Genomic DNA, 12,700 nt, shown 5'->3' with positions numbered 1-12,700 from the left:
GGCGGCCGCACCGTCGGCGCCGGCATCGTCGCCTCGATCATCAAGTAAGCGGCTGGCCCTGAGGGCTTGACGCAAATATGTCAGGGGCGGGTCAGCCGCCCCTGCAGATGTTTGAAAAGCCGGCAAGCCCGGGCTGCAAGTTAGCAACGCGCCTGATCGAAGAGAGATGGCGGAGATAAGAACAAGACAAGGACGAGTCGCATGAACGGCCAGAATATCCGCATCCGCCTGAAGGCGTTTGATCACCGGATCCTTGATGCCTCCACGCGTGAGATCGTTTCGACGGCCAAGCGCACGGGCGCCAATGTTCGCGGTCCGGTTCCGCTTCCGACGCGGATCGAGAAGTTCACGGTCAACCGTGGCCCGCATATCGACAAGAAGAGCCGCGAGCAGTTTGAAATGCGCACCCACAAGCGCCTGCTCGACATTGTCGACCCGACCCCGCAGACCGTTGACGCGCTAATGAAGCTCGATCTGGCTGCCGGCGTGGACGTTGAAATCAAGCTCTGATTTCCAGGGCGAGGGATAATTAAACGGGACCAATCGCTGGGCGCTTTATGGAAGCGCGCATGATGTCCCAAAAAGAGACACGCCGGAGGCTCTGCCGAAGGCCGGAACTCTAAAAGGAACGAACCGATGCGTTCAGGTGTGATAGCACAGAAGGTGGGAATGACCCGCGTCTTCACAGACGCAGGAGAGCATATCCCTGTAACAGTTTTGCGAATGGAAGGCTGCCAGGTCGTCTCCACGCGCACCAAGGAAAAGAACGGCTACACCGCCGTTCAGCTCGGCGCCGGCCGCTCGAAGGTCAAGAACACCTCGAAGGCGCTGCGCGGGCACTTTGCCGCCGGCTCCGTTGAGCCGAAGGCCAAGCTCGTCGAATTCCGCGTGTCGGAAGACAACCTGCTCGATGTTGGCGCCGAACTGACGGCCAGCCACTTCGTTTCGGGCCAGCTCGTCGACGTCACCGGCACCACCATCGGTAAGGGTTTTGCCGGTGCGATGAAGCGCCACAACTTCGGCGGCCTTCGCGCTACCCACGGCGTTTCGGTCTCGCACCGTTCGCACGGCTCGACCGGTTCCAACCAGGACCCGGGCAAGGTCTGGAAGGGCAAGAAGATGGCCGGTCACATGGGCCAGACCCGCGTCACCACGCAGAACCTCGAGGTCGTCCGCACCGATGAAGAGCGCGGCCTGATCCTCGTCAAGGGCGCCGTTCCCGGTTCGAAGGGCGCCTGGATTACGGTTCGCGATGCCGTGAAGTCCGGTGTTCCTGAAAATGCGCCGCGGCCTGCCGGCCTGCGTGCGGCTGAAACCAATGGAGCCGAATAATGGATCTCACAGTTAAAACACTTGAGGGCAAGGACGCCGGCAAAGTCAGCCTGAAGGACGAGATCTTCGGCCTCGAGCCGCGCGAAGACATCCTCGCCCGCATGGTTCGCTACCAGCTCGCTGCCAAGCGTCAGGGTTCGCACAAGGTCAAGGGACGCTCGGAAGTGTCGCTGACCGGCGCCAAGATGTACAAGCAGAAGGGCACCGGTAACGCCCGCCACCACGCCAAGCGTGCGCCGCAGTTCCGCGGCGGTGGTGTCGCCCATGGCCCGGTCGTTCGCGATCACTCGCACGATCTGCCGAAGAAGGTCCGCGCGCTCGCTCTGAAGCATGCGCTGTCGACCAAGGCGAAGTCCGAGGACCTGATCATCATCGACGATCTGGTTGCCAAGGAAGCCAAGACCAAGGCGCTGCTTTCGCAGTTCACCGGTCTCGGCCTCGACAATGCGCTGATCATCGGCGGTGCGGAAGTGGACGGCAACTTCAAGCTGGCGGCCCGCAACATTCCGAATATCGATGTTCTGCCGGTTCAGGGCATCAACGTGTATGACATCCTGCGCCGCGGCAAGCTCGTGCTGTCGAAGTCTGCGGTCGAAGCTCTGGAGGAGCGGTTCAAATGAGCGATATCCGCCATTACGACGTGATCGTTTCGCCGGTCATCACTGAAAAATCGACCCTTGTTTCCGACAACAACCAGGTCGTGTTCAACGTTGCCAAGACTGCAAGCAAGCCCGAGATCAAGGCCGCCGTCGAAGAACTCTTCGGCGTCAAGGTCAAGGCGGTCAACACGCTTGTGCGCAAGGGCAAGATCAAGCGCTTCCGGAATTTCTCCGGCAAGCAGAAGGACGTCAAGAAGGCGATCGTCACCCTGGCTGAAGGCCAGTCCGTGGACGTGACGACCGGCGTTTGAAACAGACCCGTTAGGGTAAAGACCCAATAGGGAATGAGAAAATGGCATTGAAAACATTCAATCCGACAACGCCGAGCCAGCGCCAACTGGTAATCGTCGAGCGTTCGGAGCTTTACAAGGGCAAGCCCGTCAAGGCGTTGACGCAGGGCCTGTCTTCGAAGGGTGGCCGTAACAACTACGGTCGCGTTACGGCGCGCTTCCAGGGCGGTGGCCACAAGCGCACCTATCGCATGATCGACTTCAAGCGTCGCAAGTTCGGCGTCGAGGGCACGGTCGAGCGTCTTGAATACGACCCCAACCGGTCGGCCTTCATCGCGCTGATCAACTACGCCGATGGCGAACTGGCCTACATCCTTGCTCCGCAGCGTCTGGCTGTCGGCGACAAGGTGCAGGCTGCAGACAGCGCCATCGACGTGAAGCCCGGCAATGCGATGCCGCTGCAGAACATTCCGGTCGGCTCGATCGTGCACAACGTCGAGATGAAGCCGGGCAAGGGCGGTCAGATCGCCCGTTCGGCAGGCACCTATGTCCAGCTGGTCGGTCGCGACCAGGGCATGGCGATCCTGCGGCTCAACTCCGGCGAACAGCGTCTGGTGCCGGGCTCTTGCCTTGCAACGATCGGCGCTGTATCGAACCCCGATCACTCCAACACGAATGACGGCAAGGCCGGTCGTTCGCGCTGGCGGGGCAAGCGTCCGCATGTTCGCGGCGTCGTCATGAACCCGATCGACCACCCGCACGGTGGTGGTGAAGGCCGCACCTCCGGTGGTCGTCACCCGGTCTCGCCCTGGGGCAAGCCCACCAAGGGCAAGCGTACGCGCAAGAACAAGTCGACCGACAAGTTCATCATGCGTTCGCGCCACCAGAAGAAGAAATAAGAGAGGTAGTCTGAAATGGCTCGTTCAGTATGGAAGGGACCGTTTGTTGACGGCTATCTTCTCAAGAAGGCTGAGAAGGTTCGTGAAGGCGGCCGCCACGAAGTGATCAAGATCTGGAGCCGTCGCTCCACGATCATGCCGCAGTTCGTCGGTCTCACCTTCGGCGTCTACAATGGTTCGAAACACATTCCGGTTTCGGTATCGGAAGACATGGTCGGCCACAAGTTCGGCGAATTCGCGCCGACCCGTACCTATTATGGTCACGGCGCCGACAAGAAGGCGAAGAGGAAGTAACAATGGGCAAGGCAAAAGCCGCGCGCCGGCTTAAGGAAAATGAGGCGCAGGCCGTTACGCGCACCATCCGCGTCAGCCCGCAGAAGCTCAACCTCGTCGCCGCCATGATCCGCGGCAAGAAGGTTGACCGGGCGCTGGCCGAACTCGAATTCTCGCAGAAGCGGGTTTCCGAGACGGTCCGCAAGACGCTGGAATCGGCGATCGCGAATGCAGAAAACAACCACGATCTCGACCCTGACCAGCTCATCGTCGCGGAAGCCTATGTCGGCAAGTCGATTGTCGCCAAGCGCTTCATGGTTCGTGGTCGTGGCCGCGCATCGCGCATCCTGAAGCCGTTCTCGCACCTGACGATCGTCGTTCGCGAAGTCGAAGAGGAGGCCGCATAATGGGTCAGAAAATCAATCCGATCGGCTTCCGCCTCGGTATCAACCGCACCTGGGACAGCCGCTGGTTCGCAGACAACCATGAATATGGCAAGCTTCTTCACGAAGACCTGAAGATCCGCAGCTATATTCAGAAGGAACTGAAGCAGGCTGGCGTTTCCAAGGTCGTGATCGAGCGTCCGCACAAGAAGTGCCGCGTGACGATCCATTCGGCGCGTCCGGGTCTGATCATCGGCAAGAAGGGCGCTGACATCGAGAAGCTGCGCCGCAAGCTTGGCACGATGACGGATTCGGAAATGCACCTCAACATCGTTGAAGTGCGCAAGCCGGAAACCGACGCCACGCTGGTTGCACAGTCGATTGCTCAGCAGCTCGAGCGCCGTATCGCGTTCCGCCGCGCCATGAAGCGTTCGGTTCAGACCGCGATGCGCATGGGCGCCGAAGGCATCCGTATCGTTTGCGGCGGCCGTCTCGGCGGCGCGGAAATCGCGCGTACCGAATGGTATCGCGAAGGCCGCGTTCCGCTTCACACGCTGCGCGCCGACATCGACTACGGCACGGCCGAAGCTGAAACCGCATACGGCATCTGCGGCATCAAGGTCTGGATCTTCAAGGGCGAAATCCTTGAGCACGATCCGATGGCCTCCGAGCGTCGCGCGACCGAAGGCGACAACAAGGGTAACAGCGGCAACAATCGCCGCCGCGAGAACGCCTGATTTCAGGCGTTCGGCGAAGTTCGGAGATAAAAGAAAATGTTGCAGCCAAAGCGTACAAAGTACCGCAAGCAGTTCAAGGGCCGCATCCATGGCGTTGCCAAGGGCGGCAGCGACCTGGCTTTCGGTGAATATGGGCTGAAGGCGCAGGAACCCAACCGCGTCAATGCACGCGAGATCGAGGCGGCCCGCCGCGCGATCACCCGTCACATGAAGCGTGCCGGCCGTGTATGGATCCGTATTTTCCCCGACGTTCCGGTCACCTCGAAGCCGACCGAAGTGCGTATGGGTAAAGGTAAGGGCGGCGTCGACTATTGGGCAGCCAAGGTCAAGCCCGGCCGGATCATGTTCGAAATCGACGGCGTGAGCGAAGACATTGCCCGCGAAGCCCTGCGTCTCGGCGCTGCCAAGCTTTCGGTCAAGACGCGCTTCATCCAGCGCATCGCCGAATAAGGAGTGGTACTGATGAAAACCTCTGACGTACACGCCATGAGCGAAGACCAGCTCAAGGACGAACTCGCCAAGCTGAAGAAGGAGCAGTTCAACCTGCGCTTCCAGAAGGCGACCGGCCAGCTGGAGCAGACGGGCCGCATCAAGCAGGTTCGTCGCGACATCGCGCGTGTAAAGACAATCGCAAGCCAGAAGGCTTCGGCCTCCAAGGCCTGAACGTAAGGGACCGACAAGAAAATGCCTAAACGCATCCTGCAAGGCGTTGTCGTTAGCGACAAGAACGATAAAACGGTCGTCGTCCGGGTTGAGCGTCGTTTCGCCCACCCGCTTCTCCAGAAGACCGTACGCCGCTCGAAGAAGTACAAGGCGCACGACGCTGAAAACCAGTACAAGACCGGGGACACCGTATTCATCGAAGAATGCGCTCCGGTTTCCAAGGACAAGCGCTGGACGGTGGTTTCCACCGTTTCCGCCGACGCTTGATCGGGAAATACCGGCAGTATTTGGCCCGAGCCCTTGCGCTTTGGCGAAATTTCTGTATGTAGCACGACAGATGTGCAAAGGGCGTCCGGCAACGGGCGGCCTTTTCCGTAAGGGCGCTGCCCAGGTTTGGGCCGGATCCTCGATCCGCATGGCATCCTGAAAGACGCTACACCAAGACGCTCCGGCTCTTGACCTCGTGTTGCCTGAAAGGCGGCGCGATGGGCCGGGTAGGGAATTTGAGCGGCCGCAGGCTCCGGGATAGGGGCAGGCGGGCGCTTCGATACGTGTCGATTAAGCTGGTCTAGGGGGTGTTCCCAACCGGGCCGGTAACAACAAGAAGGCGACCTGATATGATTCAGATGCAAACAAACCTCGACGTGGCGGATAATTCCGGCGCGCGTCGTGTCATGTGCATCAAGGTTCTGGGCGGCTCCAAGCGTAAATATGCCTCGGTCGGCGATATCATCGTCGTGTCCGTGAAAGAGGCTGTTCCGCGTGGACGCGTCAAGAAGGGCGATGTGATGAAGGCCGTCGTCGTGCGCACGGCGAAGGACATCCGCCGCGCTGACGGCTCGGTCATCCGCTTCGACGGCAATGCCGCCGTTTTGATCAACAACAACAAAGAGCCGATTGGTACGCGTATCTTCGGGCCAGTGCCGCGCGAGCTGCGCGCCAAGAGCCATATGAAGATCATTTCCCTGGCTCCTGAAGTTCTGTAAGGGAGCGCGGAAAATGCAGAGAATCAAGAAGGGCGACAAGGTCGTCGTCATCGCCGGCAAGGACAAGGGTCGCACCGGTGAAGTGGTCGCGGTTTCCCCGAAGGATGACCGCGCCGTCGTTTCCGGCATCAATGTCGTGCGTCGCCACCAGCGCCAGACGCAGACCACCGAGGCCGGCATCATCGCCAAGGAAGCGCCGATCCATCTGTCGAACCTCGCTGTTGCCGATCCCAAGGACGGCAAGCCGACCCGCGTCGGTTTCAAGGTCGAGGGTGACAAGAAGGTCCGCTATGCAAAGCGTTCGGGAGAAGTGATCGATGGCTGAAGCAAAGTATGAGCCGCGTCTGAAGACGGTCTACCTCGAAAAGATCCGCCCGCAGATGCAGGAGCAGTTCTCCTACGCCAACGGCATGATGATTCCGCGCCTGGACAAGGTCGTGATCAACATGGGCGTCGGCGAAGCGGTTGGCGACAGCAAGAAGCCTGCCAACGCTGCCGCGGATCTGGCCGCGATTGCCGGTCAGAAGGCGATCGTCACCCACGCTCGCAACTCCATCGCCGGCTTCAAGGTCCGCGAAGGCATGCCGATCGGCGCCAAGGTGACGCTGCGCGGCAACCGCATGTATGAATTCGTTGATCGCCTCATCAACATCGCGCTTCCGCGCGTTCGCGACTTCCGGGGCCTCAATCCGAAGAGCTTTGACGGGCGTGGCAACTTCGCCATGGGCGTCAAGGAGCACATCGTGTTTCCTGAGATCGAATACGACAAGGTCGATCAGATGTGGGGCATGGATATTATCGTTTGCACGACGGCTACCAAGGACGATGAAGCACGGGCGCTTTTGACGGCGTTCAACTTCCCGTTCCGCAAGTAACCGTAACGACGAGCGTAGAAAAGGAACAACGACATGGCGAAGACAAGCGCAGTCGAAAAGAACAAGCGCCGCCGCGAGACGGTTGCCCGGGATGCTGAGAAGCGTGCCGCGCTGAAGGCGATCATCAAGGACCAGAAGCTTCCGATCGAGGAGCGCTTCCGCGCGACCCTGAAGCTTGCCGATATGCCGCGCGACGGCTCCAAGACGCGCATCCGCAACCGTTGCCAAGTGTCAGGCCGCCCGCGTGCGTATTACCGCAAGCTGGGCATGTCCCGTATCGCACTTCGTGACCTTGGCAACACCGGCAAAGTGCCCGGTATTGTCAAGTCGAGCTGGTAAGGAGGCGCCTCATGGCAATGTCCGATCCCCTGGGCGATATGCTCACCCGTATCCGCAACGGCGCTTCGCGTCGCAAGACGTCCGTGACCACGCCGGCTTCCAAGCTGCGCGCCCGCGTTCTCGACGTTCTGCAGGCTGAAGGCTACATCCGCGGCTACACCCAGACCGACTTCGACAACGGCAAGTCCGAGATCGAAATCGAGCTGAAGTATTATGAAAACGCGTCCGTGATCCGCGAGATCGCCCGCGTTTCCAAGCCGGGCCGCCGGGTCTATGTCTCGGTCAAGTCCATTCCGCAGGTCGCAAACGGTCTGGGTATCACGATCCTCTCCACCCCCAAGGGTGTGATGGCTGATCACCAGGCGCGCGAACAGAATGTTGGTGGCGAGGTTCTCTGCTCGATCTTCTAAGATCGCGCGGAGCCGCCTAGCGAAACAGACAGGTAAAACAAATGTCTCGTATCGGTAAAAGGCCCGTTCAGGTTCCCAAGGGTGTGACTGCGTCGGTGGACGGCCAGAAGATCACAGCCAAGGGCCCGAAGGGCGAACTGTTCTTCGTCGCCAATGACGAAGTCAGCGTTGCAATGGAAGACGGCGCGATCGTCGTTTCCCCGATCAACCAGTCCAAGGAAGCCCGCTCCAAGTGGGGCATGTCCCGGACCATGGTTGAAAACATCATGAAGGGCGTCACCGACGGCTACGAGCGCAAGCTCGAGATCAACGGCGTTGGTTACCGCGCGGCGATGCAGGGCAAGAACCTGCAGCTCTCGCTCGGTTTCTCCCACGAAGTTGTGTACCAGCCGCCGGAAGGCATCACGCTCGCTTGCCCGAAGCCGACGGAAATCACCGTCACCGGCATCGACAAGCAGGTTGTCGGCCAGGTCGCTGCGAACATTCGCGAATATCGCGGTCCCGAGCCCTACAAGGGCAAGGGCGTGAAATACGCGGAAGAGCGCATCGTCCGCAAGGAAGGCAAGAAGAAGTAAGGATCACGCGTTATGGCTAGCAGGAAAGAAACCATTGCACGCCGCGCCAGCCGCGTGCGCCGACAGCTCAAGAAGGTCGCGAACGGCCGCCCGCGTCTGTCGGTCCATCGTTCTTCGAAGAACATTTATGCCCAGATCATCGATGACGCGGCCGGCCGCACGCTGGCCGCCGCATCGACGCTCGACGCTTCGCTCAAGTCTTCGCTGAAGACCGGCGCGGACCGCGACGCGGCTGAAGCCGTTGGCAAGCTCGTCGCCGAGCGCGCCACCAAGGCCGGCGTCAAGGAAGTCGTGTTCGATCGCGGCGCCTTCATCTTTCACGGTCGCATCAAGGCTCTGGCCGACGGCGCCCGCGAAGGCGGTCTGAGCTTCTGATGAAGTTATGAGGCGCGCGTCTCAGCGCGTCTCGCACCCGGCGGGCCGATACTGCTCTTGAAGAGCCAAGTCGCCCGACCGTTCGCCGGCCGCCACGCTAGAGGCTAGCGGCCTTTCCATATGCCGATTGCACCCGGAAAAGAAAAAGGAACAGGACAATGGCACAGGACAGAAGGGGATCGCGCGACGATCGCCACAACCGGGATGAGCGCGACAGCGAATTCGTTGACAAGCTCGTTGCCATCAATCGCGTTGCCAAGACCGTCAAGGGCGGTCGCCGCATGGGCTTTGCAGCGCTCGTCGTCGTCGGCGACGGCAAGGGCCGCGTCGGCTTCGGCCACGGCAAGGCCCGCGAAGTGCCGGAAGCCATCCGCAAGGCGACGGAAGCCGCCAAGCGCGAGATGATTTTCGTGCCGCTGCGCGACGGCCGTACGCTGCATCACGACATCAAGGGCCGTCACGGCGCCGGCAAGGTTCTGCTGCGCACCGCCAAGGCCGGTACCGGCATCATCGCCGGCGGTCCGATGCGCGCCGTTTTCGAAACCCTGGGTGTTGCCGACGTCGTCGCCAAGTCGACCGGCTCGTCCAATCCCTACAACATGGTTCGCGCCACCTTTGATGCCCTGAAGAGCCAGATGCATCCGAAGGACATAGCAGCCCAGCGCGGCCTGAAATACGCCACGCTGCAGGCTCGCCGCCAGGCCGCTGGCGCTGTTGTCGACGAGTAAGGGAGGCAACCATGGCCAAAGCAAGCACCAAGAAGACTGTCACCGTTGAGCAGATCGGCAGCCCGATCCGCCGTCCCGCCGTACAGCGCCAGACGCTGATCGGCCTCGGCCTCAACAAGATGCATCGTGTGCGCACCCTGGAAGATACCCCTTCCGTTCGCGGCATGATCAACAGCATTCCCCATCTCGTCCGCGTCGTCGACGAGAAGTGAGACGGGAGAACATCATGAAACTGAACGAAATCAAGGATCGCGAAGGCGCGACGCATTCCAAGAAGCGTCTCGGCCGCGGCATCGGTTCGGGCTCCGGCAAGACCGGCGGTCGCGGCGTCAAGGGTCAGAAGTCCCGTTCGGGCGTTGCCATCAACGGCTTCGAAGGCGGCCAGATGCCGATCTACCGTCGTCTGCCGAAGCGCGGCTTCGTCAACATCTTTTCGAAGGACTTCGCTGAAGTGTCGCTCGGCCGCCTCCAGGCCGCCGTTGACGCCAAGAAGCTCGACGCCAAGAAGACGGTCACGGCCGAAACCCTCAAGGAAGCCGGCGTGATTCGCCGCGTCAAGGACGGCGTTCGCGTGCTTTCCGACGGCGAACTGAAGGCCAAGCTGACGCTCGAAGTCGCAGGCGCTTCCAAGGCCGCGATCGAGAAGATCGAAAAGGCCGGCGGCTCGATCACCGTTGCCTCCGGCGCCAAAAACGCCGAATAATTCGGCTTCTATTTGAAAAATCTACGCCCGGAGTGCTTCACACCGGGCGTTTTTTCTTCCATATGTGCCTCGACCACCGGCTGGCCCTCAAAAAAGCCAAGCGGGTGGTTTATCGTGAAGACGGCCCACGTTCGAAATGGAGCGATGTCGCCTGTTACGAATCGGGCAATTTTTCGCACCGGGCGCTCTTCTGCGGCCGTGCGGCGACGCGGAGATACGCATGGCTTCTGCAGCGGAACAACTCGCATCCAATCTGAACTTCTCGACCTTTGCCAAGGCGACGGATCTGAAGAAGCGGATCTGGTTCACCCTTCTGGCGCTTCTCGTGTACCGGCTGGGTACGCATATCCCGCTTCCCGGTATCAATCTCGATGCCTATGCCCAGGCCTTCCAGGGCCAGTCCGAGGGCATCCTCGGCATGTTCAACATGTTCTCGGGCGGCGCGGTGCAGCGCATGGCGATCTTCGCGCTTGGCATCATGCCCTATATCTCGGCCTCGATCATCGTGCAGCTCCTGACCGCCGTCGTGCCGTCGCTGGAAGCGCTGAAGAAGGAAGGCGAGCAGGGCCGCAAGATCATCAACCAGTATACCCGCTACGGCACGGTGGTGCTGGCGACGGCGCAGGCCTATGGCATTGCGATCGGCCTGCAGTCCGGCGCCAATCTGGTCACCGATCCCGGCTGGTTCTTCATTCTCTCCACCGTCGTCACGCTTGTCGGCGGCACCATGTTCCTGATGTGGCTTGGGGAGCAGATCACCTCGCGCGGCATCGGCAACGGCATTTCGCTGATCATCTTCTCCGGCATCGTCGCGGGCCTTCCGGCCGCCGTCGGCAACATGCTGGAACTGTCGAGCGTCGGTTCGATCTCGGCTTTCGTCACGATCCTGATCCTCGTCGTAGTGATCGCGGTGTTCGCGCTGATCGTCTTCGTGGAACGCGCCCAGCGCCGGCTTCTGATCCAGTATCCGAAGCGCCAGGTCGGCAACCGCATGTTCCAGGGCGACACCTCGCACCTGCCGCTGAAGCTCAACACCTCGGGCGTCATCCCGGCAATCTTCGCGTCCTCGCTGCTTCTGCTGCCGGCGACGCTTGCGGGCTTCACGTCTTCGGAACTGCCGAGCTGGGCGACCGCCATCATCGCATCGCTCGGCCATGGTCAGGCGCTCTACATGATCGTCTACGGCCTGCTGATCGCGTTCTTTGCCTTCTTCTACACCGCCATCGTCTTCAACCCGAAGGAAACGGCGGATAATTTGAAGCGGCATGGCGGCTTCATTCCGGGCATCCGCCCCGGTGAGCGCACCGCCGAATACATAGACTATGTTCTGACTCGCATTACCGTTGTCGGTGCGATCTATCTGGTCTTCGTCTGCATCCTGCCGGAGATCCTCGTGGCCCGCACTGGCGTGTCTCTGGCACTTGGCGGCACCTCGCTGCTCATTATCGTCAGCGTGACCTTGGATACCGTATCGCAGATCCAGGGACATCTGATTGCCCAGCAGTATGAGGGGCTGATCAAGAAATCGAAATTGCGGGGAGGAAAGAGGGGACGATGAGACTTATACTTCTGGGACCGCCGGGCGCCGGCAAGGGGACGCAGGCGCAGCGCATCGTTGCCAGGCATGGCATCCCGCAGCTTTCCACGGGCGATATGCTGCGTGCGGCTGTGGCTGCCGGGACCGAGGTCGGCAAGAGGGCCAAGGCGCTTATGGATGCCGGCGAACTCGTGCCCGACGATGTGGTCAACGCGATCGTTTCCGATCGGATCGAGCAGGCGGATTGCGCCGGCGGGTTCATTCTCGACGGCTATCCCCGCACTTTGGTGCAGGCCGACGCAGTCGACGCCATGCTGAGCGAGAAGGGGCTGTCCCTCGACGTTGCCATCGAACTCGCCGTCGATGATTCGGCGATGGTCGGTCGTATCCTCCGACGCGCGGAAGAGGCTAAGGCCAGCGGTGAGCCGGTCCGCAAGGATGACAACGCGGAGGTCTATGCCGACCGGCTTCGCGCCTATTACAAGAGCACGGCGCCGCTGATCGGCTATTATTATGCCAAGGGCAAACTGCGCACGGTTGATGGCATGGCGGACATGGATGCCGTGACCGCCGAAGTGGAGAAAATTCTGGCCGACGCTTCGGCCTGACGCGATTGTGCGCAGGCCGCCGCAAGGCGGTGGCCTGACGTTATAAAATTTGAGGAATCGGTTGCATTACGGCGCTGTTTCCGCTATGAGCGCTCCAACTCGCGACGTGGGGCAAGACGGTTAACGGTCCTTTTAGATTCTTTCAGGACGCGTCTTGTTACGAATATCGGTCGCGGCCGAGCAATGACAGGCGGGTTATCCGCCAAAGAAACCGGCAGTTTCTTGCGACATCAAGCTGCCAACAGAAAATGCTAAGGAGAATCGGCGTGGCTCGTATTGCTGGCGTCAACATCCCGACTGCCAAGCGCGTTGTTATCGCGCTGCAGTATATTCACGGGATCGGACCGAAATTCGCGCAGGAAATCTGCGAAAAGGCTTCCATCCCGGC

At 60.7% G+C, this 12,700-nt stretch carries 24 protein-coding genes; all 24 read left to right on the top strand.

All coding sequences use genetic code 11. The features are described from left to right. The first annotated feature begins 201 nt into the window (after positions 1-201). Entirely contained in the window at positions 202-510 is a 309-nt protein-coding gene (gene rpsJ, locus B4E36_RS12375; protein WP_018065614.1) for a 30S ribosomal protein S10, read from the top strand. Between the two features lie 126 nt (positions 511-636). Continuing rightward, positions 637-1,332 (top strand): 50S ribosomal protein L3, encoded by a 696-nt coding sequence (gene rplC / locus B4E36_RS12370; RefSeq protein WP_026173613.1) that lies wholly within the window; start codon positions 637-639, stop codon positions 1,330-1,332. Beyond that, positions 1,332-1,952 (top strand): 50S ribosomal protein L4, encoded by a 621-nt coding sequence (rplD, locus tag B4E36_RS12365; RefSeq protein ID WP_018065612.1) that lies wholly within the window; start codon positions 1,332-1,334, stop codon positions 1,950-1,952. Before rplC ends, rplD begins: the two co-directional genes overlap by 1 nt. Next, a complete protein-coding gene (locus B4E36_RS12360) occupies positions 1,949-2,242 on the top strand; it encodes a 50S ribosomal protein L23 (RefSeq protein ID WP_018065611.1) in 294 nt (97 codons plus the stop codon). Before rplD ends, B4E36_RS12360 begins: the two co-directional genes overlap by 4 nt. Positions 2,243-2,283: 41 nt before the next feature. Further along, complete coding sequence (gene rplB / locus B4E36_RS12355) at positions 2,284-3,120, top strand: 50S ribosomal protein L2 (protein ID WP_018065610.1); 837 nt, start codon at positions 2,284-2,286, stop codon at positions 3,118-3,120. 15 nt (positions 3,121-3,135) lie between these two features. After that, a complete protein-coding gene (rpsS, locus tag B4E36_RS12350; protein ID WP_018065609.1) occupies positions 3,136-3,414 on the top strand; it encodes a 30S ribosomal protein S19 in 279 nt (92 codons plus the stop codon). A 2-nt stretch (positions 3,415-3,416) separates the two neighbouring features. Continuing rightward, positions 3,417-3,800: a 50S ribosomal protein L22 gene (rplV, locus tag B4E36_RS12345; RefSeq protein WP_018065608.1), complete on the top strand. Its 384-nt coding sequence runs from the start codon at positions 3,417-3,419 to the stop codon at positions 3,798-3,800. Then, entirely contained in the window at positions 3,800-4,513 is a 714-nt protein-coding gene (rpsC, locus tag B4E36_RS12340; protein ID WP_018065607.1) for a 30S ribosomal protein S3, read from the top strand. Before rplV ends, rpsC begins: the two co-directional genes overlap by 1 nt. A 36-nt stretch (positions 4,514-4,549) precedes the next feature. Then, entirely contained in the window at positions 4,550-4,963 is a 414-nt protein-coding gene (gene rplP / locus B4E36_RS12335; RefSeq protein ID WP_018065606.1) for a 50S ribosomal protein L16, read from the top strand. Between the two features lie 12 nt (positions 4,964-4,975). After that, on the top strand, positions 4,976-5,176 hold the full coding sequence (gene rpmC / locus B4E36_RS12330) for a 50S ribosomal protein L29 (RefSeq protein ID WP_026173612.1): 201 nt from the start codon (positions 4,976-4,978) through the stop codon (positions 5,174-5,176). 21 nt (positions 5,177-5,197) lie between these two features. After that, a complete protein-coding gene (gene rpsQ, locus B4E36_RS12325) occupies positions 5,198-5,443 on the top strand; it encodes a 30S ribosomal protein S17 (protein WP_292055707.1) in 246 nt (81 codons plus the stop codon). A 350-nt stretch (positions 5,444-5,793) separates the two neighbouring features. After that, complete coding sequence (rplN, locus tag B4E36_RS12320) at positions 5,794-6,162, top strand: 50S ribosomal protein L14 (protein WP_018065603.1); 369 nt, start codon at positions 5,794-5,796, stop codon at positions 6,160-6,162. Positions 6,163-6,175: 13 nt separating this feature from the next. Then, entirely contained in the window at positions 6,176-6,487 is a 312-nt protein-coding gene (gene rplX, locus B4E36_RS12315) for a 50S ribosomal protein L24 (protein WP_018065602.1), read from the top strand. Continuing rightward, complete coding sequence (rplE, locus tag B4E36_RS12310) at positions 6,480-7,037, top strand: 50S ribosomal protein L5 (protein WP_018065601.1); 558 nt, start codon at positions 6,480-6,482, stop codon at positions 7,035-7,037. Before rplX ends, rplE begins: the two co-directional genes overlap by 8 nt. A 33-nt stretch (positions 7,038-7,070) precedes the next feature. Continuing rightward, positions 7,071-7,376, top strand: a complete 306-nt coding sequence (gene rpsN / locus B4E36_RS12305) for a 30S ribosomal protein S14 (protein ID WP_018065600.1) — start codon at positions 7,071-7,073, stop codon at positions 7,374-7,376. An 11-nt stretch (positions 7,377-7,387) separates the two neighbouring features. After that, positions 7,388-7,786 carry a 30S ribosomal protein S8 gene (gene rpsH, locus B4E36_RS12300; protein WP_018065599.1) on the top strand — a complete coding sequence of 133 codons (399 nt, stop codon included), beginning with the start codon at positions 7,388-7,390 and terminating at the stop codon, positions 7,784-7,786. Between the two features lie 41 nt (positions 7,787-7,827). Beyond that, entirely contained in the window at positions 7,828-8,361 is a 534-nt protein-coding gene (gene rplF / locus B4E36_RS12295; RefSeq protein ID WP_230722720.1) for a 50S ribosomal protein L6, read from the top strand. Positions 8,362-8,373: 12 nt separating this feature from the next. Beyond that, on the top strand, positions 8,374-8,736 hold the full coding sequence (gene rplR, locus B4E36_RS12290; RefSeq protein WP_292055705.1) for a 50S ribosomal protein L18: 363 nt from the start codon (positions 8,374-8,376) through the stop codon (positions 8,734-8,736). 158 nt (positions 8,737-8,894) lie between these two features. Further along, positions 8,895-9,464, top strand: coding sequence for a 30S ribosomal protein S5 (gene rpsE / locus B4E36_RS12285; protein ID WP_018065596.1), 570 nt, complete (start codon positions 8,895-8,897; stop codon positions 9,462-9,464). An 11-nt stretch (positions 9,465-9,475) separates the two neighbouring features. Further along, positions 9,476-9,676 carry a 50S ribosomal protein L30 gene (gene rpmD / locus B4E36_RS12280; protein ID WP_018065595.1) on the top strand — a complete coding sequence of 67 codons (201 nt, stop codon included), beginning with the start codon at positions 9,476-9,478 and terminating at the stop codon, positions 9,674-9,676. A 14-nt stretch (positions 9,677-9,690) separates the two neighbouring features. After that, complete coding sequence (gene rplO / locus B4E36_RS12275; protein ID WP_018065594.1) at positions 9,691-10,167, top strand: 50S ribosomal protein L15; 477 nt, start codon at positions 9,691-9,693, stop codon at positions 10,165-10,167. 220 nt (positions 10,168-10,387) lie between these two features. Further along, a complete protein-coding gene (secY, locus tag B4E36_RS12270; protein ID WP_018065593.1) occupies positions 10,388-11,725 on the top strand; it encodes a preprotein translocase subunit SecY in 1,338 nt (445 codons plus the stop codon). Then, positions 11,722-12,312: an adenylate kinase gene (locus tag B4E36_RS12265; RefSeq protein WP_292055703.1), complete on the top strand. Its 591-nt coding sequence runs from the start codon at positions 11,722-11,724 to the stop codon at positions 12,310-12,312. The genes secY and B4E36_RS12265 overlap by 4 nt, the downstream gene beginning before the upstream one ends. A gap of 266 nt (positions 12,313-12,578) precedes the next feature. After that, the coding region (rpsM, locus tag B4E36_RS12260; protein ID WP_345900402.1) for a 30S ribosomal protein S13 at positions 12,579-12,700 on the top strand (122 nt) is incomplete at its 3' end.

The sequence above is a fragment of the Martelella sp. UBA3392 genome (assembly GCF_002358775.1).
Lineage (GTDB): Bacteria > Pseudomonadota > Alphaproteobacteria > Rhizobiales > Rhizobiaceae > Martelella > Martelella mediterranea.
The sequence above is the reverse complement of the archived record's forward strand: the minus strand, read 5'-3'. Positions and strand labels throughout refer to the sequence as shown.

Coding starts and splice junctions, on each gene's coding strand:
- rplN (WP_018065603.1), top strand. CDS start 5,794: ATGATTCAGATGCAAACAAACCTCGACGTGGCGGATAATTCCGGCGCG.
- rplC (WP_026173613.1), top strand. CDS start 637: ATGCGTTCAGGTGTGATAGCACAGAAGGTGGGAATGACCCGCGTCTTC.
- rpsC (WP_018065607.1), top strand. CDS start 3,800: ATGGGTCAGAAAATCAATCCGATCGGCTTCCGCCTCGGTATCAACCGC.
- rpsJ (WP_018065614.1), top strand. CDS start 202: ATGAACGGCCAGAATATCCGCATCCGCCTGAAGGCGTTTGATCACCGG.
- rplR (WP_292055705.1), top strand. CDS start 8,374: ATGGCTAGCAGGAAAGAAACCATTGCACGCCGCGCCAGCCGCGTGCGC.
- rplE (WP_018065601.1), top strand. CDS start 6,480: ATGGCTGAAGCAAAGTATGAGCCGCGTCTGAAGACGGTCTACCTCGAA.
- rpsQ (WP_292055707.1), top strand. CDS start 5,198: ATGCCTAAACGCATCCTGCAAGGCGTTGTCGTTAGCGACAAGAACGAT.
- rplB (WP_018065610.1), top strand. CDS start 2,284: ATGGCATTGAAAACATTCAATCCGACAACGCCGAGCCAGCGCCAACTG.
- rplF (WP_230722720.1), top strand. CDS start 7,828: ATGTCTCGTATCGGTAAAAGGCCCGTTCAGGTTCCCAAGGGTGTGACT.
- rplD (WP_018065612.1), top strand. CDS start 1,332: ATGGATCTCACAGTTAAAACACTTGAGGGCAAGGACGCCGGCAAAGTC.
- secY (WP_018065593.1), top strand. CDS start 10,388: ATGGCTTCTGCAGCGGAACAACTCGCATCCAATCTGAACTTCTCGACC.
- rpmC (WP_026173612.1), top strand. CDS start 4,976: ATGAAAACCTCTGACGTACACGCCATGAGCGAAGACCAGCTCAAGGAC.
- rplX (WP_018065602.1), top strand. CDS start 6,176: ATGCAGAGAATCAAGAAGGGCGACAAGGTCGTCGTCATCGCCGGCAAG.
- rpsE (WP_018065596.1), top strand. CDS start 8,895: ATGGCACAGGACAGAAGGGGATCGCGCGACGATCGCCACAACCGGGAT.
- rpmD (WP_018065595.1), top strand. CDS start 9,476: ATGGCCAAAGCAAGCACCAAGAAGACTGTCACCGTTGAGCAGATCGGC.
- rplP (WP_018065606.1), top strand. CDS start 4,550: ATGTTGCAGCCAAAGCGTACAAAGTACCGCAAGCAGTTCAAGGGCCGC.
- B4E36_RS12265 (WP_292055703.1), top strand. CDS start 11,722: ATGAGACTTATACTTCTGGGACCGCCGGGCGCCGGCAAGGGGACGCAG.
- rpsH (WP_018065599.1), top strand. CDS start 7,388: ATGGCAATGTCCGATCCCCTGGGCGATATGCTCACCCGTATCCGCAAC.
- rpsS (WP_018065609.1), top strand. CDS start 3,136: ATGGCTCGTTCAGTATGGAAGGGACCGTTTGTTGACGGCTATCTTCTC.
- rplV (WP_018065608.1), top strand. CDS start 3,417: ATGGGCAAGGCAAAAGCCGCGCGCCGGCTTAAGGAAAATGAGGCGCAG.
- rplO (WP_018065594.1), top strand. CDS start 9,691: ATGAAACTGAACGAAATCAAGGATCGCGAAGGCGCGACGCATTCCAAG.
- B4E36_RS12360 (WP_018065611.1), top strand. CDS start 1,949: ATGAGCGATATCCGCCATTACGACGTGATCGTTTCGCCGGTCATCACT.
- rpsN (WP_018065600.1), top strand. CDS start 7,071: ATGGCGAAGACAAGCGCAGTCGAAAAGAACAAGCGCCGCCGCGAGACG.